Here is a 15,960-nt window from a genome sequence, read left to right as displayed (position 1 = left end):
TTCCCGAATTTCGCCCGTCTTATATGGCGATCCTTGCCGGCTTGGCCAGTGATTTGCGGCCGGCCGCATGACGCATCTGTCATGGGACGAATTCGGCACTCGCGTGTTAGAACGGCGCCGCTCGCCGCGAACCGGGATGCGGGGCCGGGCTAAAGCTGGATTTGGGCCTTGGTGGGCAAGGTCTTGGTGATTGAGGGCCTTGGTGGTCAAGGCCTTGGTAGGTTAAGGCCTCGGGGAGAATAAAATGATCAGGTTTCGTCGTCTTGCTCTGGCCGCGCTGATCCCGGCAGCGGCCTTGTCGCTTGGCCTGCCTGAGGTTCTGGCACAAGCCCCGAGCCCGGCACCGGCCGCCTCGGCAAGTCCCTCGCCGGCCCCATCGGCGAGCCCCTCCCCGGCCGCGAGCGCCTCGCCGGCACCTGCGGCCGCACCATCGCCAGCAGCCAGCGCTTCGCCCGCGCCTGCGACAACGCCCTCGCCCGCAGCCAGTGCCTCACCCAGCCCGGCAACACCGCCGCCTGCCGCCGCCACAACCCCCGCCCCGGTGCAGACCGCCGATCCGTTCGGCCTGGAGACCACGCTCGAGGCCAGGAAGGTCGTGATGGTCAAGGGCACCGCGAACTGGGACTCGGCCTTCGACACGCTGATCGACGCTTTCAAGGCGCTGAACACGCTCCTGGACAAGCAGGGCATCAAACCGGCCGGCAACGCGATGATCGTCTACACCTCGACCGACGACACCGGTTTCACCTTCCTGGCCGAGATCCCGGTCGAGCAGGACCCCAAGAACCTCGCGAAGGACATGAGCATCGGCAAATCGCCGGAGGGCAAGGTGCTGAAATTCGTCCATCGCGGCTCCTACGACAACATGGACAACACCTACGAGGCGATCACCAATCACCTCGACGACAAGAGGCTGGAAGCCAAGGACACCTTCATCGAGGAATACCTCACCGATCCCCTGAAGACCGCTGAAGACAAGCTCGTGATCAACGTTTTCGTGCCGCTGAAATGAGAGTCATGAAGAACCCTGCCGTCCTTGCCGCGTCCCTTGCCGCCGTTGTTGCCGCCGCGCTGCTGACAGCGCCCGCGCTCGCCGATGATTTTCCGTCCGCCATTTCAGTGAGCGGCGAAGCCAATGTCTCCGTGGCGCCGGATCTCGCGCAGATCGACGCCGGCGTCGCCAACGACGCCAAGACGGCGAAGGAAGCCTCCGACGCCAACAATGCCGCGATGGGCAAGGTGCTGCTGGCGCTGAAGAGCGCCGGCATCGTCGAGAAGGATTACCAGACCTCGCGCCTGTCGCTGCAGCCGCAATACGGCCAGAACAAATCCACCGGCGCATCCCCGGTGGTCGGCTTCCGCGCCAGCAATCGCGTCACCGTCAAGATTCGCGACGTCACCAAGGTCGCCACCATCATCGACACGCTGGTCGGCGCCGGCGCCAACGACATCGGCAACATCTCCTTCGAGGTGACGCAGGCCTCGAAGCTGCTCGACGATGCGCGCGAGCAGGCGGTCGCGGACGCCCGCCGCAAGGCCGAGATCTATGCCAAGGCCACCGGCGTCACGTTGGGCGCGCCGCTGAGCGTGTCCGAGGGCGGCGCTCCGGTGCCGCTGTTCAAGGCGCGGATGGCGACAGCACCGATGGCAGCGCCTGCTGCGGTCGCACCCGGCGAGGAGACGCTGTCGGTGACGGTGAACGTGAGCTGGGCGATCAAGCAGGTGCAGTAAGACGCACGCTGCCGGCTAAGAATACAAGTGTCGTCCCCGCGCAGGCGGGAACCCATAACCACAGGGAGTGGTTATCGCGCGACGCAGGTCACTCCGAGTCTTCGCCAAACTTCTCCCTGTGGTTATGGGTCCCGGATCTGCGCTTCGCTTGTCCGGGACGACAGCGGAGAATGACGCGAAATCTCAGCTAGATCTCCACCACCTGTCCCGGCTGCATCGCCACGAACCGCTCTTGCGAGATCTTCGCAGCATCCAGCGCGTCCACCAGCGCCTTGGCCGGCGCATCGATCGCTTCGTCCGTCAGCTGGAACGTGCCGTGGTGATGCCCGAGCGCGGCCTCGGCGCCGCAATCGGCCAGCGCCCTCACGGCGTCCTCCGGATTCATGTGCTGGTCGCGCATGAACCAGCGCGGCTCGTAGGCGCCGATGGGAAGGATGGCGAGACGCAGCTTGCCGTGCTTCTCGGCGACGCGGCGAAAATGCCGGCCGTCGCCGTAGCCGGAATCGCAGACGACGTAGATTTTCCCGGCCGGCGTCTCCAGGACGAAACTCGCCCATAGCGCCTTGTTGCGATCGAACATGCCACGCGCCGTCCAGTGCCGGGTCGGCACCAGATGCACGGCGATGCCGCCACCGAGCTCGACGCGGTCATGCCAGTCGAACGCCTCGACCTTGATGCTGGGATCCCAGCTGCGCATCGTGACGTCGTTGCCGAGCGGAGTGACCACGCGCGGGGCAAAATTCTTGGTGAGCCGCGACAGCGTGGCGATGTCGAGATGATCGTAATGGCCATGCGAGACCAGCACGACGTCGATCTTCGGCAGCTTCTCGAAGGCGATGCCGGGATCGTTGTGGCGCTTCGGCCCGGCCCAGGCGACCGGCGAAACCCGCATCGACCAGACCGGATCGACCAGGATGTTGAGGCCGCCGGCCTGGATCAGCCAGCTGGCATGGCCGACGAAGGAGAGCCGCACCTTGTCGCCGTCGACCCGCTCCGGCGGGATGTCGGCATGAGGGCTGGGGGCCCAATCCGGCCATGTCGCGCGCCGCCGCTTGCCGCCCAACTGCCAGCGCAGCACTTCACGCAGCGATTTCGGCGGCGCTCCGTCCGGATCGAAAAAGGTGAGGCCGTCGAAATGGTCGGAGGCCGGGCCGTCATAGATTTTCATACGGGACATCCAGAGGGAGGGAACACCGACCAGGGCGCCGGCCCCGGCAAGCAATCCGAACAGGCGGCGACGGGTGATCGGCACGGGGCTTCAGCGGTGGTAACGGGGGCGGGTCATCAATTGTATATGGGCGGACCCCGGCGAAAAGGAACCGGCAGCCAAAAAGGCTCTCTTTTCAGGATCTTGCCCTGGCAAAGCCGCCCCGGCACCCTAACTTTCCTTGACTTTTGAGCGGCAGCGGCGTTTAACCCCGCCACTTTCTCGGAAAGGCTTTCTTTTCGACCCGCCGACCGGCCCTCGAGGCCGGAGGTCAACGCCCGACAGCGCTGTGCGCCCTCGGGCGCAAAGGTGTTTGGACTTTCTTCTCCCTCGCCCCGCTCTTGCGGGGAGAGGGTCGGGGTGAGGGGCTCTCTCCGCGCATGGTGCGCGTAGATGGTCCCGTACCCCCTCACCCGGATCGCAAGGGCGATCCGACCTCTCCCCGCAGGCGGGGAGAGGTAAAACAGGACAACGGCATTGTTCGACAATCTGTCGGAACGGCTTGGCGGAATTCTCGATCGTCTGACGGGGCGCGGTGCGCTGACCGAAAAGGACGTCGACGCCGCGATGCGCGAGGTGCGCCGCGCGCTGCTGGAGGCCGACGTCGCGCTCGAGGTGGTGCGCAGCTTCACCGAGCGCGTCCGCGAGCAGGCGATCGGCGCCACCGTCGTCAAGTCGGTGACCCCCGGCCAGATGGTGGTCAAGATCGTCCATGACGAGCTGGTCAATACGCTGGGCAGCGAAGGCCAGACCATCGACGTCAATTCCGTGCCGCCGGTGCCGATCATGATGGTCGGCCTGCAAGGCTCGGGTAAGACGACCACCACCGCAAAGCTCGCCCGCCGCCTGGTCCAGCGCGACAAGCGCAAGGTGCTGATGGCCTCGCTCGACGTCTACCGTCCGGCGGCGATGGAGCAGCTCGCCGTGCTCGGCCGCGACCTCGACATTCCGACCCTGCCGATCGTGGCGGGGCAACAGCCGCCGCAGATTGCGAAGCGTGCGCTGGAAGCCGGCAAGCTCGGCGGCTACGACGTCGTGCTGCTCGACACCGCCGGTCGCACCACGCTCGACGAAGAGATGATGGCGGAAGCGGCCGCGATCAAAGCCGCGGCGAACCCGCACGAAGTGCTGCTGGTCGCCGATTCTCTCACCGGCCAGGACGCCGTGAATCTGGCGCGCGCGTTCGACCAGCGCGTCGGCCTCACCGGCATCGTGCTGACACGCGTGGACGGCGACGGCCGCGGCGGCGCCGCGCTGTCGATGCGCGCGGTCACCGGCAAGCCGATCAAGCTGCTCGGCACCGGCGAAAAGACCGACGCGCTGGAAGATTTCCACCCCGATCGTATCGCCGGCCGCATCCTCGGCATGGGCGACGTGGTCTCGCTGGTCGAGCGCGCCGCCGCCAACATCGACGCCGAGAAGGCCGCGCGCACCGCCGAGCGCATGCGCAAGGGTCAGTTCGACCTCAACGACATGCGCGAGCAGCTGCTGCAGATGGCCAACATGGGCGGCATCAGCGGCCTGATGGGCATGATGCCCGGCATCTCCAAGATGAAGAACCAGATCGCGGCCGCCGGCATCGACGACAAGATCTTGAAGCGCCAGGTCGCCATCATCGATTCCATGACGCGCGACGAGCGCCGTCATCCCGATCTGCTCAAGGCCAGCCGCAAGAAGCGCATCGCCGCCGGCAGCGGCCAGAGCGTCGAGCAGGTCAACAAGCTGCTCAAGATGCACCGGAACATGGCCGACGTGATGAAGGCCATGGGCTCGGGCAAGCGCGGCCCGCTCGCTGGCATCGCCCAGGCGATGGGCTTTGGCGGCGGCATGAAGATGCCGTCTCCGGAAGAGATGAAGGCGCTGCAGGAGAAGATGCAGAGCGGCGGCGGCCAGGGCCTGCCCAGCCTGCCGAAGGATCTGCCGCCCGGTCTTCGCTCAGGCCTACCGAATGTGCCGGGGCTTACCGGCCTCAGCGGCAAGCCGACCCTTCCGGGGCTCGGCGGTTTTCCCGGCAAGAAGAAATGACGAATTCGTCGCACGGGTCGCAAGTGTCCCGCGTGACGCGAAAATACCGATCAACCGAACAAACGTACTTTGAAGGAGAACTGAATGTCCGTCGTTATCCGCCTCGCCCGCGCAGGCACCAAGAAGCGTCCCGTCTATCACGTCGTCGTCGCCGATTCCCGCTTTCCGCGCGATGGCCGCTTCATCGAGCGTCTCGGCTATTTCAACCCGCTGCTGCCGAAGGACAACGAGGCGCGCCTCAAGCTCGACCTGGACAAGGTGAAGGCCTGGGTCGCCAAGGGCGCGCAGCCGTCCGACCGCGTGATGCGCTTCCTCGACGCCGCCGGCGTTGCCAAGCGCGAGGCACGCAACAACCCGCAGAAGGCCGTGCCGCGCAAGGAGCGCAAGGCGCAGGCCGAAGCCGCCGCCAAGGGCTAAGGCCGGATCATGTCGGCGCTGGTCTGCGTCGCGCGGATCGGCGCCGCGCATGGTGTGCGCGGTGCGGTCAAATTATGGACCTTCACCGAAGATCCTTTCGCCGTGAAGCGCTACGGTCCGCTGCTGTCCAAGGACGGCAAGCGCCAGTTCGAAGTCGCACAGGCGCGCGAGGCGAAGGACCATCTGGTCGCGACATTCAAGGGCGTCACGACCCGCGATGAGGCCGAGCGCCTCAACGGCATCGAGCTCTACGTCGCGCGCGAAAAACTGCCCGCGACGGACGAGGACGAATATTACCACACCGATCTGATCGGGCTCGCCGCCGTCACCACGGAGGGCGATGCGCTCGGCCGCGTGCTCGCGATCCACAATTTCGGCGCCGGCGATATCATCGAGATCGCGCCTCTCAAAGGCCCGACGCTGCTGCTGCCGTTCTCCAACGCGGTGGTGCCGGAGGTCGACCTCAAAGGCGGCCGCGTGGTGATCGCGCTGCCGCAGGAGATCGAGGGCGAAGACAAGGACAACGATCCCTCCGCGAGTCGTCCCCGCGAACGCGGGGACCCATAACCACAGGCCGAGATTTTTCGCTAAGCTGACCGCTCCAGCCGTCGCAAACCGGCCGCGGTGGTTATGGATCCCGGATCTGCGCGCGCTTGGGGCTCGCTTGTCCGGGACGACGAGAACTGAGATCCGATGATCGATCCCTCACCCTGGCGCGCGACGGTGCTGACGCTGTTTCCGGAGATGTTTCCGGGGCCGCTCGGCGTGAGCCTCGCCGGGCGGGCGCTGGCCACCGGAATCTGGCAGCTTGAGGCGCGGGACATCAGGGCGTCCGCCACCGACCGCCACCGCAGCGTCGACGACACCCCGGCCGGCGGCGGCCCGGGCATGGTGCTGCGCGCGGACGTGCTGGCGGCGGCGATCGATGCGGCGGAGACAGGGCCCGAACGGCCACGCCTGCTCATGAGTCCGCGCGGTCGGCCATTGACCCAGGCCCGTGTCGAGGAGCTCGCCCGGGGGCCCGGCCCGCTGATCGTCTGCGGGCGCTTCGAGGGGGTGGACCAGCGGGTGATCGACGGACGGGGCCTGGAGGAGGTCTCGATCGGCGATTACGTGCTGTCCGGGGGCGAAATCGCAGCTTTGGCGCTGATCGACGCCTGCGTGCGGCTGTTGCCGGGGGTGATGGGCAAGGAAGCCTCTGGAACCGAGGAAAGCTTTTCCGAGGGCCTTCTGGAATACCCCCAGTACACCCGGCCGCAGCTGTTCGAGGGGGTTCCTATCCCTGAGATCCTGACCTCCGGCGACCATGCCAAGGTGGCAGCCTGGCGGCGGGCGCAGGCCGAGGCCCTGACGGCGGCCCGGCGGCCGGATTTATGGGCCCAGATCCCGCCAAAGCCGGCGAATCGGGCCGGGCGCCAAAAAACGCCAAAAAACAAGACAGACGGGTGACAAACGCTCCGGCTTGCCTTATAGGAGCGGCCAAATCCGCAATGGCTGGATAGACGAATTTTGCGCAGCCCCCCGTTTCCAGGGCTGGGCGCGCCGATGGAGATTTACCCATGAACCTGATCAAGCAGCTCGAGCAAGAGCAATTCGACAAGCTGTCCGCCGGCAAGGACATTCCGGAGTTCGGTCCCGGCGACACCGTGATCGTCAACGTGAAGGTCGTCGAAGGCGACCGCACCCGCGTGCAGGCCTATGAAGGCGTCTGCATCGGCCGTTCCGGCGGCGGCCTCAACGAGAGCTTCACCGTGCGCAAGATCTCCTACGGCGAGGGCGTGGAGCGCGTATTCCCGGTGATGTCGCCGATGATCGACTCGATCAAGGTGGTGCGCCGCGGCAAGGTGCGTCGCGCCAAGCTTTATTACCTCCGCAACCTGCGCGGCAAATCGGCCCGCATCGTCGAGAAGCAGGACCGCCAGGCGGCCGTCGGCGAGTAAGCTTCGCGACCAGGCAAGTTTCGAAAAGCGCGGGGCTCGGCTCCGCGCTTTTTTGTTTGGCCTCATGCTGCGCATGCGGTGCCGCCCCTCACCCCTGAGGAGCGCGGAACGCGCGTCTCCCTTCATCCTTCGAGACGCGCGCAAGAGCGCGCTCCTCAGGATGAGGGTCATGCCCTGACCGCGCATTGAAACCACTCGCGATTTCAGTTCGGCCTGCTATATATTCCTGGAATGTTTCCAGATCCGACCAGCCCCTCGTCCGTCAAGCGCATCGTCATCGACGATCGCTCGCGGCTGCCTGGCCGGTTCTTCGGCCGCTTCGCGACCTCGGCAACGTCAGAGCTTATTCGCGCAGCCTGAGAGGCTGCGCTGACGATTTTGTTGCCCGCGCGCACGCGCGCACATCCGCTACCAACATTCTTCGGAGCTGACGCTCATGTCCAAGCCGACCACATTGTACGACAAGATCTGGAACGACCATCTGGTGCACGAAGCCGAGGACGGCACCTGCCTGCTCTATATCGACCGCCATCTGGTGCACGAGGTGACCTCGCCGCAGGCATTCGAGGGCCTGCGCGCGACGGGGCGCAAGGTTCACGCGCCGGAGAAGACGCTCGCCGTCGTCGACCACAACGTGCCGACCACCGATCGCACCAAGCCGAATCCCGATCCGGAGAGCATCGAGCAGATCAAGGCGCTGGCCGAGAACGCCAAGGAATTCGGCATCGAATATTACAACGAGTTCGACAAGCGCCAGGGCATCGTCCACGTCATCGGCCCCGAGCAGGGCTTCACCCTACCCGGCACCACCATCGTCTGCGGTGACAGCCACACCTCGACGCACGGCGCGTTCGGGGCGCTCGCGCACGGCATCGGCACCTCCGAGGTCGAGCACGTGCTGGCGACGCAGACGCTGATCCAGAAGAAGGCGAAGAACATGCGCGTCACCGTCGACGGCAAATTGCCGGACGGCGTGACGGGCAAGGACATCATCCTGGCCATCATCGGCGAGATCGGCACCGCGGGCGGCACCGGCTACGTGCTGGAATATGCCGGCGAAGCGATCCGTGCGCTCAGCATGGAAGGCCGCATGACGGTCTGCAACATGTCGATCGAAGGCGGCGCCCGCGCCGGCCTCGTTGCGCCCGACCAGAAGGCGTTCGACTTCCTGCGCGGCCGCCCGAAGGCACCGAAGGGTGCGGACTGGGATGCGGCCATGCGCTATTGGGAGAAACTGCGCTCCGACGACGGCGCGCATTTCGACCACGAGCTGCGCCTCGATGCTGCAAAACTGCCGCCGATCGTGACCTGGGGCACCAGCCCCGAGGACGTCATCTCGGTGACCGGCATCGTGCCCGATCCCGACAAGATCGCCGACGAAGCCAAACGCATCTCCAAGCATCGCGCGCTGAAATACATGGGCCTGACCGCAGGCACCAAGATCACCGACATCAAGCTCGACCGCGTCTTCATCGGCTCCTGCACCAACGGCCGCATCGAAGATTTGCGCGCGGCGGCGAAGATCGCGGAAGGCAAGACCGTTTCAGCAAACGTCAACGCCATGGTCGTGCCGGGCTCCGGGATCGTGAAGGAGCAGGCCGAAGCCGAGGGCCTCGACAAGATCTTCATCAAGGCCGGTTTCGAATGGCGCGAGCCGGGCTGCTCGATGTGCCTTGCGATGAACCCGGACAAGCTGGCTCCGGAAGAGCGCTGCGCCTCGACCTCGAACCGCAACTTCGAGGGCCGCCAGGGCTTCAAGGGCCGCACCCACCTCGTCTCGCCGGCGATGGCAGCGGCGGCGGCGATCGCCGGTCACTTCGTCGACGTCCGGGAGTGGCGCTAAGCCGCTCCCAGCAAATTGTAGCGATCGCGGCAAACTGCCGTTAATCGATCGCCTGACACTCTCGTCCTCGCGAGGTTTTCGCGAGGACGCGCGCAATGGCCAACAAGCCTGAATATGTCGACCTGATCAGCGAGGCCACGCGCCAGCGCCGCCGGCGCGCGGCGCCCTTGCGCATCGTCGCCAAGCCTGAGGTCGAGGAGAGCTCGAAGCTCAGCCGCTGGCCGCCGGCGATGTTCAAGCAGTGGAAGCTGGACAATCTGATGCGGTGGAAAGCGTCGTCGTGGAAGCTGAAGGACTGGCTGTAGCCGCGTTCTCCGTCATGCCCGGGCTCGTCCCGCCTGCGCGGCCGAAGCCGCTTCGGCGCGGCGAAGGCCCGGGCATCCACGATCTTCATGCGCGCGCTCCGAGAACGTGGATGGCCGGGACAAGCCCGGCCATGACGAATGCGGAGCCGGCAATTCACCCACGTCACCAATACCGGTACGGATAGTGCCAGCGATGCCAGCGGCAGATGCGGCGCGGGCCGTAATAGGTCCAGATGATCCGGCAGCGGCGCGGATGATGGTAATAGGGATAATAGCCGCCGACATAATAGCGCCGGTGGAAGTGGCGATGGCCGTAGTGCGGCCGATAGATCCCGTAGCGATGAAATCCGCCATAGCGGTGAACGCCGCCATAGCGATAGCCGCCGCCGTGGAAGGCCGGCGCGGCGCGGAAGCCGCCGATGCGAGCGCCATGAAAATGTCCGCCACCGCCGCGGAAACCGCCGATATGCGCGCCGCCACCGCGGAAGCCACCGCCGCCGTGAAAATGTCCGCCTCCGCCGTGTCCGCCGCCGTGGCGAACCTGCGTGACGAGGTCATCGGTCGCCGCCTTGGTCGCGGGTGACGTCGACGGATTGATCAAGGTCAGCGCGTCAGCCCGACGCGCGGTCCCCGCCGACAGCATCAGCGTCGCGGCGGCCGCAATCCCGAGCAGGCGCATCGGGCCTGCCCTGAGACCCCTTCTCCTCAGCATGGAATCCTCCCTGAATCCGGACAGCGGAGTTGCGATGCTCGTTCCCGGCCCGCGTCATCCCTGTTCAATCGCAGTCGCTCCCGGGGTTAAATTGCGGACAGCGATGTGAACGCGCCATGAATGAACGAAGCGGGCTCCGCGCTGCGGCGCCGCGCCACTCCGAAAGGAAGTTTGGAGATGAGTTGCCGGCTAGCGGCTCACCAGAACGGGCCGTAGCCGAACACGAAGGAGGCGGGCACGCCGTAGGGATAGGGACGGTAATGGACGGGCCGCGCGTAATAGCGGGGATCACGGCGAAGGGCAGGCCGCACGACGTAGGTTCGTGCGGGTCGCCGCACATCGAACACCGCGATCCCGGCCGAGGCCTCCGGGATCGCCACCGCTGGCGTCGCGGACGCGCGCGGCAGGCTGGCGGCAAGCGCGACGACAATCACCAATGAAACCCGTCTCGCCATTGCCATCCCACCGGGCTCCCGCGCCGGCTCAGCCGCGGCGCCAGTAGCAGCTGACACGCGGCACGATCACCGTGCCGCTCGGCCGAAATTCCTGCACATAGGTCGCGTTGCAGACGCGGACCGCATCGGGACCGGGATTGTAGCGCGGATAGACGCCGTCGGGCGCGTAATAGGGCGTGACGCGCAGGCGCGCGGGCGGGCGCTTGCGCGGCGGCGGGATGTCGTCCGGCGCGACCAGCTGCGCCAGCCTGACACCGGGGGCCGCCGTCTGCGCTTCCGCGCCAACGCAAAACTGCGAAAACAACCCCATGCACAGTAGCGTCAGCGCTGTTTTTGCTCGCATTTTTTCGCCCACCTGAACCGTCTTGGTCGAGCCCCACGCTCCCCGTTTTGGCGGCGCCCGTCAACCTCGCCACGCTTATAAAGCGGGATGCATCGCCAAGGAACCCGCGCTGGAGCCCGTTTCAATGGAATTGAAACGGGCTCCAGATTCTTGGTTTGACGCGTTTTCTTCACGCGAACCGGTATCCACTTCGCTCGAAAACGCTTTAGAACAGCCCCATGTGGACGGAATTGAAAGCGCCCTCGCTGGCCGAGATGGAAGCGACGGCGCACGAGATCTTCGAGGGCCTGCCGGCGGAGTTTCGCGCCCTGTGCGAAGGCGTGATCATCCGCGTCGACGACTTCCCGACCGAGGAGGTCCTGGATGAGATGGACTGCGAGAGCGAGTTCGACCTGCTCGGCCTGTTCCAGGGTGTCGGCCTGCCGCAGCAGAGCTTCGGCGACGTGGCGCGACTGCCCAACATGGTCTGGCTCTACCGCCGGCCGATCCTGGACTATTGGGCCGAGCACGACGAAAGCCTCGGCCACATCGTCCGCCACGTCCTGATCCACGAGATCGGCCACCATTTTGGTCTCTCGGACGACGATATGGCAGCGATCGAGGCGCGGGCGGAGTAGCGAGCGCCACGAAGACGGTGCGCTCCTCCCCCGCTTGCGGGGGAGGGTTGGGGAGAGGGTGTCGCCGCAACGGGACCATTCCCTAGAGGAGAGAGCCCACACCCGCGCCTTCGGCGCGACCTCTCCCGCACGCGGGAGAGGTGAAGTCCCGACGCCGCACGAGTTTGGCAACCCTGCTGAGCAGGCTAGCCCTGCCCAATTCGGCCTAGGATTTCCGCGCCAATCGCGATAAATACGCCTTCCCTGAACACCTGCGGGAAAGCGCAACCATGGACAAGTTCACCACGCTGGAAGGCGTCGCGGCGCCGCTGAAGATCATCAATGTCGACACCGACATGATCATTCCGAAGCAGTACCTCAAGACCATCAAGCGCACCGGCCTTGGCAAGGGGCTCTTCTCCGAGCAGCGCTACAAGGACGACGGCAGCGAGAATCCGGATTTCGTGCTCAACCAGCCCGCCTATCGCAACGCGAAGGTGCTGGTCGCCGGCGACAATTTCGGCTGCGGCTCGAGCCGCGAGCACGCGCCCTGGGCGCTGCTCGACTTCGGCATCCGCTGCGTGATCTCGACCTCGTTCGGCGACATCTTCTACAACAACTGCTTCAAGAACGGCATTCTGCCGATCCGCGTCAGCCAGGAAGACCTCGACAAGCTGTTCGACGACGCCGAGCGCGGCGCCAACGCGACGCTGACGATCGACCTGCCGAACCAGGAAATCCGCGGCCCCGACGGCGGCAAGGTCAAGTTCGAGATCGACCCGTTCCGCAAGCACTGCCTGATCAACGGCCTCGACGACATCGGCCTCACCATGGAGAAGAAGGCCTCGATCGACAGCTATGAGGACAAGCTCAAGCGCGAACGCGCCTGGGCCTGATTGCCGATTTTGGTTCGAGCCCCGGTGCCGTCCGCGCCGGGGCTATTTCTTTGCCCTCGTCATCCCATATAGCTTTGCGCATGCTCCCCGAGATCGTCACCTTCTGGCACGGCCCGATGGATGCGCTGCGCCAGACCTGTCTGCGTTCGCAGCTCGCGGCCGGCCACAGGGTCACGGTCTATAGCTTCGACACCATTCCCGGCCTTCCCGCCGGAATCGCCAACGCGGACGCCGAGGCGATCCTGCCGCACGCATTCTCCGAACGCTTGCGGCCGCCGCAGCCGGACGGCAGCTGGCGCGACTGGACGACACTGCAGTTCAGCGACTTCTTCCGCATGAAGCTGATGGCGAAGAATCTCGGCCTCTGGCTCGATGCCGACGTGCTGCTGCTCAAACCGGTCGAGATCGATCCGGCAAAGCCCTACTTCGCCTGGGAGCGGCCGCGCCAGCTCGGCAATTCCGTGATCTATCTGCCGCCCGGGCACGGCATCGTCGCCGCCTTCGAGGAGCTGATGGAGCAGGAGGAGCTGACGCCCAACTGGCTGTCGATGCGCCACCGCGTCACCTTCATGATGCGCCGCCTGCGCGGCGGCTCGAACCGTCTCGCGGACATCCGCGTCGCGATCTACGGACCCGCCGCGCTGACCGCGCTGGCGCGCCGCACCGGCGAGCTCGGATGCGCGCTGCCGAAGCAATCGTTCTACGCCGTGCATGCCGAGCCGAAACTGTTCTTCGATCCCTCGAGCTATCTCGGCCTCGTCACCAACCCGGAGATCATCGGCCTGCACATCTCGCCCAAGGGCCGTGGCGGCGAAAAGCCGATTCCGGGCAGCCTCTATGCCTGGGCGACGGAGCGGTTTGTGTAGCTGCCGCGCTGGAGGTGCACTCCCTCTCCCGCTTGCGGGAGAGGGTTGGGGAGAGGGTGTTTCCGCAATGGGACAATCCCCAAGAGGAGAAAACCCTCACCCGACGCGCTGGAGGATGCTTCGCATCGCCCGCGACGCGTCGACCTCTCCCGCAAGCGGGAGAGGTGCAGCGGAGGCCGCGGCCCCTTCCCAGTTTGATCCAGCGCAACGCGCCCCTGCATCATTGTGCTTAATTCGCTCCAATTCCGCCGTCCGAAGGGAGCTTTCCATGAGCACCGCAAGCAGGCCTTATCCCGTCGTCCAGGACCTCATCGAGTCCTTTGCCGACTGGCTGAAGCACCGCCGCGAGATAAACGAGATGCGTCAGCTCGATCGCGCCGATTTCGACCGGATCGCGAACGACTTGAGGATCGCGCCAGACGATCTGGAGGAGCTGGTCCGCCACGGCCAGCATTCAGCCGACGAGCTGCCCAAAATGCTGGAGCAGCTCGGCATCAGCGCCGAAGGCCTCGGCCGCGCGCAGCCACTGCTGCTCCGCGACCTCGAGCGGGTTTGCTCGCTGTGCAACCACAAGGGACAATGCGACCGCGATCTCGCCGACGGCACCGCCGCGGAGAATTACCACGGCTATTGCGCCAATGCCTCGACCCTGGAGTCGCTCGAGCGCACCGACGTCGTGCCGCGCTGAGGCGCGTCTCGTACCCAAAATGTCCTGGGGCGTTCAAAAAGCCTCCAAGGATGCGGATTTATCGAGAAATCTGCGACGACTCGCTAAGGCTAGAAGAATGACGCTGCGACGCTGCTGCTGAATTCGCAGCAAAGCCGCGAGCAGCAAGCGTTCGGTCGCCGACACAGAGCGGGGACGCCTCAGCCCTTCCCCATCGCGGCGATCGCGTCCGCGATGGCGATCGTGCGCCTGGCCATGTCGGCGTGCAGGCGCTCCACCATCGCGCCATCGAGGCGGATCGCGCCGCGCGAGGCGTTCTCCGGCAGCTCGAACGCCGCGATGATCTTTCGCGCGCGCGCGACCTCCTCCTCGGGCGGCGTGAAGATCGCGTTGCAGGCGTCGATCTGCGAGGGATGGATCAGCGTCTTGCCGTCGAAGCCGAGATCGCGGCCCTGCGCGCATTCGGTGGCGAAGCCGTCGGAATTGGCGATATCGCTGTAGGGGCCGTCGAGAATCTCGAGCCCATGGGCGCGCGTTGCCAGGATGCAATGGGTGATCATCGGAATCATCGCGGCGCGGCCGGGCAGCATCCTGATCCGGGTCTCGCGCGAGATGTCGTTCGGGCCGAACACGAAGCCAGCGAGGCGCCGCGATGGATCGCGCCCGGCCTCGGCCAGCTCCTCCGCATGCAGCACGGCGCGCGCGGTCTCGATCATGGCCCAGACCTTCACCGTCGACGCGGCGCCGAGCTCGGTGAGGCGGAGGCCGATCGTGTCGAGATCCTCGATGCTTGAAACTTTTGGAACCAGGATGCCGTCGGGCGAGGCCTTGGCGGCCATCGCGACGTCGTCGGCCCACCAGGGCGTGTCGAGGCCGTTGGTGCGGATCAGGATCTCGCGCTTGCCAAAACCCCTGGCTGCGATTGCGGCGGCGATGCCGTCGCGCGCCACCGCCTTGGCGTCCGGGGCGACGGAATCTTCCAGATCCAGGATCAGGCCATCGGCGGGGAGATTGCGCGCCTTTTCCAGCGCACGGGGATTGGAGCCGGGCATGAACAGATGGCTGCGGCGCGGGCGGGTCATGCGAGCGTTCCTTCCAGTTTCCTCGAACCTATTCTGGCCGGAGCCGATAGCACTTGGCCTGCCCATTCGAAAGGCTTGTTCGCCCCGGCGGTATATGATTAGGCATGGGCCATGATGACATTCCCGAAGCATTTGCTGGAAGGCTACAAGGCCTTCGCCACCCAGCGGCTGCCGACAGAGCAGAGCCGCTATCGCGAGCTGTCGGTGAAGGGACAGTTCCCGGAAGTGATGGTGATCGGCTGCTGCGACAGCCGCGTCTCGCCCGAGGTGATCTTCGACGTCGGCCCGGGCGAATTGTTCGTGGTCCGCAACATCGCCAACCTGGTGCCGGTGTATCAGCCCGACGGCAACGCCCATGGCGTCTCGGCGGCGCTGGAATATGCGGTGACGGTGCTGAAGGTGAAGCACATCGTGGTGCTCGGCCACGCGCAATGCGGCGGCATCCGCGCCTTCGTCGACAAGATCGAGCCGCTGACGCCGGGCGACTTCATCGGCAAATGGATGCAGATGTTCATCAAGCCCGGCGAGGTGGTGGAGCAGCGCGACCACGAAACCATGGCGCAATTCGTCGAGCGCATCGAGAAGGCCGCAGTGTTCCGCAGCCTGGAAAACCTGATGACCTTCCCGTTCGTGCGCAAGGCCGTGGAGTCAGGGCAGATGCAGACCCACGGCGCCTATTTCGGCGTCGCAGAGGGATCGCTGTTCGTGCTGGACAAGGTCGCGAAGGAATTCAAGAACGCGCGAAGCGTGGCTTGAATTCGTAGGGTGGGTTAGCCCTGCGACTCCGCGAAGCGGAGTTCGCACGGCGTAACCCACCACTTCTGTCACTGCGGATACCAAAGAGGTGGGTTACGCCCAGCGGATTGCGCTTCGCG

The 15,960-nt window shown here is 65.6% G+C and carries 19 protein-coding genes; 14 read left to right on the top strand and 5 right to left on the bottom strand.

Annotation, left to right across the window (positions count from 1 at the left end):
- The first annotated feature begins 244 nt into the window (after positions 1-244).
- Positions 245-1,012 (top strand): GyrI-like domain-containing protein, encoded by a 768-nt coding sequence (locus tag E4K64_RS31700; protein WP_135166906.1) that lies wholly within the window; start codon positions 245-247, stop codon positions 1,010-1,012.
- Between the two features lie 5 nt (positions 1,013-1,017).
- On the top strand, positions 1,018-1,731 hold the full coding sequence (locus E4K64_RS31695) for an SIMPL domain-containing protein (protein WP_167772362.1): 714 nt from the start codon (positions 1,018-1,020) through the stop codon (positions 1,729-1,731).
- A gap of 187 nt (positions 1,732-1,918) precedes the next feature.
- On the opposite strand, the gene E4K64_RS31690 is transcribed toward E4K64_RS31695, so the two are convergent.
- Entirely contained in the window at positions 1,919-2,983 is a 1,065-nt protein-coding gene (locus E4K64_RS31690) for an MBL fold metallo-hydrolase (RefSeq protein ID WP_167772361.1), read from the bottom strand.
- Between the two features lie 432 nt (positions 2,984-3,415).
- On the opposite strand from E4K64_RS31690, the gene ffh reads away from it, so the two are divergent.
- From ffh to E4K64_RS31655, 7 genes are all read left to right on the top strand, one after another.
- Complete coding sequence (gene ffh, locus E4K64_RS31685; RefSeq protein ID WP_126261318.1) at positions 3,416-4,963, top strand: signal recognition particle protein; 1,548 nt, start codon at positions 3,416-3,418, stop codon at positions 4,961-4,963.
- 84 nt (positions 4,964-5,047) lie between these two features.
- Positions 5,048-5,380, top strand: a complete 333-nt coding sequence (gene rpsP, locus E4K64_RS31680; RefSeq protein ID WP_126261319.1) for a 30S ribosomal protein S16 — start codon at positions 5,048-5,050, stop codon at positions 5,378-5,380.
- Between the two features lie 9 nt (positions 5,381-5,389).
- A complete protein-coding gene (gene rimM / locus E4K64_RS31675) occupies positions 5,390-5,947 on the top strand; it encodes a ribosome maturation factor RimM (protein ID WP_135166904.1) in 558 nt (185 codons plus the stop codon).
- Between the two features lie 126 nt (positions 5,948-6,073).
- Entirely contained in the window at positions 6,074-6,829 is a 756-nt protein-coding gene (gene trmD / locus E4K64_RS31670; RefSeq protein ID WP_135166903.1) for a tRNA (guanosine(37)-N1)-methyltransferase TrmD, read from the top strand.
- 110 nt (positions 6,830-6,939) lie between these two features.
- Positions 6,940-7,320, top strand: coding sequence for a 50S ribosomal protein L19 (gene rplS, locus E4K64_RS31665; RefSeq protein WP_011083318.1), 381 nt, complete (start codon positions 6,940-6,942; stop codon positions 7,318-7,320).
- A 436-nt stretch (positions 7,321-7,756) separates the two neighbouring features.
- The gene (leuC, locus tag E4K64_RS31660; protein ID WP_135166902.1) at positions 7,757-9,163 is read left to right on the top strand and encodes a 3-isopropylmalate dehydratase large subunit; all 1,407 of its coding nucleotides are present in this window, start codon (positions 7,757-7,759) and stop codon (positions 9,161-9,163) included.
- A gap of 95 nt (positions 9,164-9,258) precedes the next feature.
- A complete protein-coding gene (locus E4K64_RS31655; protein WP_135166901.1) occupies positions 9,259-9,468 on the top strand; it encodes a hypothetical protein in 210 nt (69 codons plus the stop codon).
- 163 nt (positions 9,469-9,631) lie between these two features.
- On the opposite strand, the gene E4K64_RS31650 is transcribed toward E4K64_RS31655, so the two are convergent.
- The 3 genes from E4K64_RS31650 to E4K64_RS31640 all read right to left on the bottom strand — a co-directional run bounded on the left by E4K64_RS31650 (position 9,632) and on the right by E4K64_RS31640 (position 10,945).
- Entirely contained in the window at positions 9,632-10,180 is a 549-nt protein-coding gene (locus E4K64_RS31650) for a hypothetical protein (protein WP_135166900.1), read from the bottom strand.
- A 197-nt stretch (positions 10,181-10,377) separates the two neighbouring features.
- Positions 10,378-10,641, bottom strand: a complete 264-nt coding sequence (locus E4K64_RS31645) for a hypothetical protein (RefSeq protein WP_347338639.1) — start codon at positions 10,639-10,641, stop codon at positions 10,378-10,380.
- Positions 10,642-10,663: 22 nt separating this feature from the next.
- Positions 10,664-10,945 (bottom strand): hypothetical protein, encoded by a 282-nt coding sequence (locus E4K64_RS31640; RefSeq protein ID WP_167772360.1) that lies wholly within the window; start codon positions 10,943-10,945, stop codon positions 10,664-10,666.
- 251 nt (positions 10,946-11,196) lie between these two features.
- On the opposite strand from E4K64_RS31640, the gene E4K64_RS31635 reads away from it, so the two are divergent.
- The 4 genes from E4K64_RS31635 to E4K64_RS31620 all read left to right on the top strand — a co-directional run bounded on the left by E4K64_RS31635 (position 11,197) and on the right by E4K64_RS31620 (position 14,024).
- The gene (locus E4K64_RS31635) at positions 11,197-11,595 is read left to right on the top strand and encodes a metallopeptidase family protein (protein ID WP_135166898.1); all 399 of its coding nucleotides are present in this window, start codon (positions 11,197-11,199) and stop codon (positions 11,593-11,595) included.
- 269 nt (positions 11,596-11,864) lie between these two features.
- Complete coding sequence (gene leuD, locus E4K64_RS31630; protein ID WP_027573022.1) at positions 11,865-12,470, top strand: 3-isopropylmalate dehydratase small subunit; 606 nt, start codon at positions 11,865-11,867, stop codon at positions 12,468-12,470.
- Positions 12,471-12,550: 80 nt separating this feature from the next.
- On the top strand, positions 12,551-13,336 hold the full coding sequence (locus tag E4K64_RS31625; RefSeq protein WP_135166897.1) for a glycosyltransferase family 32 protein: 786 nt from the start codon (positions 12,551-12,553) through the stop codon (positions 13,334-13,336).
- Positions 13,337-13,604: 268 nt separating this feature from the next.
- Complete coding sequence (locus E4K64_RS31620; RefSeq protein ID WP_135166971.1) at positions 13,605-14,024, top strand: hypothetical protein; 420 nt, start codon at positions 13,605-13,607, stop codon at positions 14,022-14,024.
- A gap of 179 nt (positions 14,025-14,203) precedes the next feature.
- On the opposite strand, the gene E4K64_RS31615 is transcribed toward E4K64_RS31620, so the two are convergent.
- The gene (locus tag E4K64_RS31615; protein WP_135166896.1) at positions 14,204-15,085 is read right to left on the bottom strand and encodes an HpcH/HpaI aldolase/citrate lyase family protein; all 882 of its coding nucleotides are present in this window, start codon (positions 15,083-15,085) and stop codon (positions 14,204-14,206) included.
- A gap of 111 nt (positions 15,086-15,196) precedes the next feature.
- Here E4K64_RS31615 and E4K64_RS31610 point away from each other — a divergent pair, with 111 nt between their 5' ends.
- Positions 15,197-15,841 carry a carbonic anhydrase gene (locus E4K64_RS31610; RefSeq protein ID WP_135166895.1) on the top strand — a complete coding sequence of 215 codons (645 nt, stop codon included), beginning with the start codon at positions 15,197-15,199 and terminating at the stop codon, positions 15,839-15,841.
- Positions 15,842-15,960: the final 119 nt, after the last annotated feature.

It is taken from the genome of Bradyrhizobium frederickii (genome assembly GCF_004570865.1).
Classification (GTDB): domain Bacteria; phylum Pseudomonadota; class Alphaproteobacteria; order Rhizobiales; family Xanthobacteraceae; genus Bradyrhizobium; species Bradyrhizobium frederickii.
This window is presented reverse-complemented; position numbering and strand designations above follow the sequence as displayed.

Coding starts and splice junctions, on each gene's coding strand:
- E4K64_RS31700 (WP_135166906.1), top strand. CDS start 245: ATGATCAGGTTTCGTCGTCTTGCTCTGGCCGCGCTGATCCCGGCAGCG.
- E4K64_RS31695 (WP_167772362.1), top strand. CDS start 1,018: ATGAAGAACCCTGCCGTCCTTGCCGCGTCCCTTGCCGCCGTTGTTGCC.
- rpsP (WP_126261319.1), top strand. CDS start 5,048: ATGTCCGTCGTTATCCGCCTCGCCCGCGCAGGCACCAAGAAGCGTCCC.
- rimM (WP_135166904.1), top strand. CDS start 5,390: ATGTCGGCGCTGGTCTGCGTCGCGCGGATCGGCGCCGCGCATGGTGTG.
- trmD (WP_135166903.1), top strand. CDS start 6,074: ATGATCGATCCCTCACCCTGGCGCGCGACGGTGCTGACGCTGTTTCCG.
- rplS (WP_011083318.1), top strand. CDS start 6,940: ATGAACCTGATCAAGCAGCTCGAGCAAGAGCAATTCGACAAGCTGTCC.
- leuC (WP_135166902.1), top strand. CDS start 7,757: ATGTCCAAGCCGACCACATTGTACGACAAGATCTGGAACGACCATCTG.
- E4K64_RS31655 (WP_135166901.1), top strand. CDS start 9,259: ATGGCCAACAAGCCTGAATATGTCGACCTGATCAGCGAGGCCACGCGC.
- E4K64_RS31650 (WP_135166900.1), bottom strand. CDS start 10,180: ATGCTGAGGAGAAGGGGTCTCAGGGCAGGCCCGATGCGCCTGCTCGGG.
- E4K64_RS31645 (WP_347338639.1), bottom strand. CDS start 10,641: ATGGCAATGGCGAGACGGGTTTCATTGGTGATTGTCGTCGCGCTTGCC.
- E4K64_RS31640 (WP_167772360.1), bottom strand. CDS start 10,945: ATGGGGTTGTTTTCGCAGTTTTGCGTTGGCGCGGAAGCGCAGACGGCG.
- E4K64_RS31635 (WP_135166898.1), top strand. CDS start 11,197: ATGTGGACGGAATTGAAAGCGCCCTCGCTGGCCGAGATGGAAGCGACG.
- leuD (WP_027573022.1), top strand. CDS start 11,865: ATGGACAAGTTCACCACGCTGGAAGGCGTCGCGGCGCCGCTGAAGATC.
- E4K64_RS31625 (WP_135166897.1), top strand. CDS start 12,551: ATGCTCCCCGAGATCGTCACCTTCTGGCACGGCCCGATGGATGCGCTG.
- E4K64_RS31620 (WP_135166971.1), top strand. CDS start 13,605: ATGAGCACCGCAAGCAGGCCTTATCCCGTCGTCCAGGACCTCATCGAG.
- E4K64_RS31615 (WP_135166896.1), bottom strand. CDS start 15,085: ATGACCCGCCCGCGCCGCAGCCATCTGTTCATGCCCGGCTCCAATCCC.
- E4K64_RS31610 (WP_135166895.1), top strand. CDS start 15,197: ATGATGACATTCCCGAAGCATTTGCTGGAAGGCTACAAGGCCTTCGCC.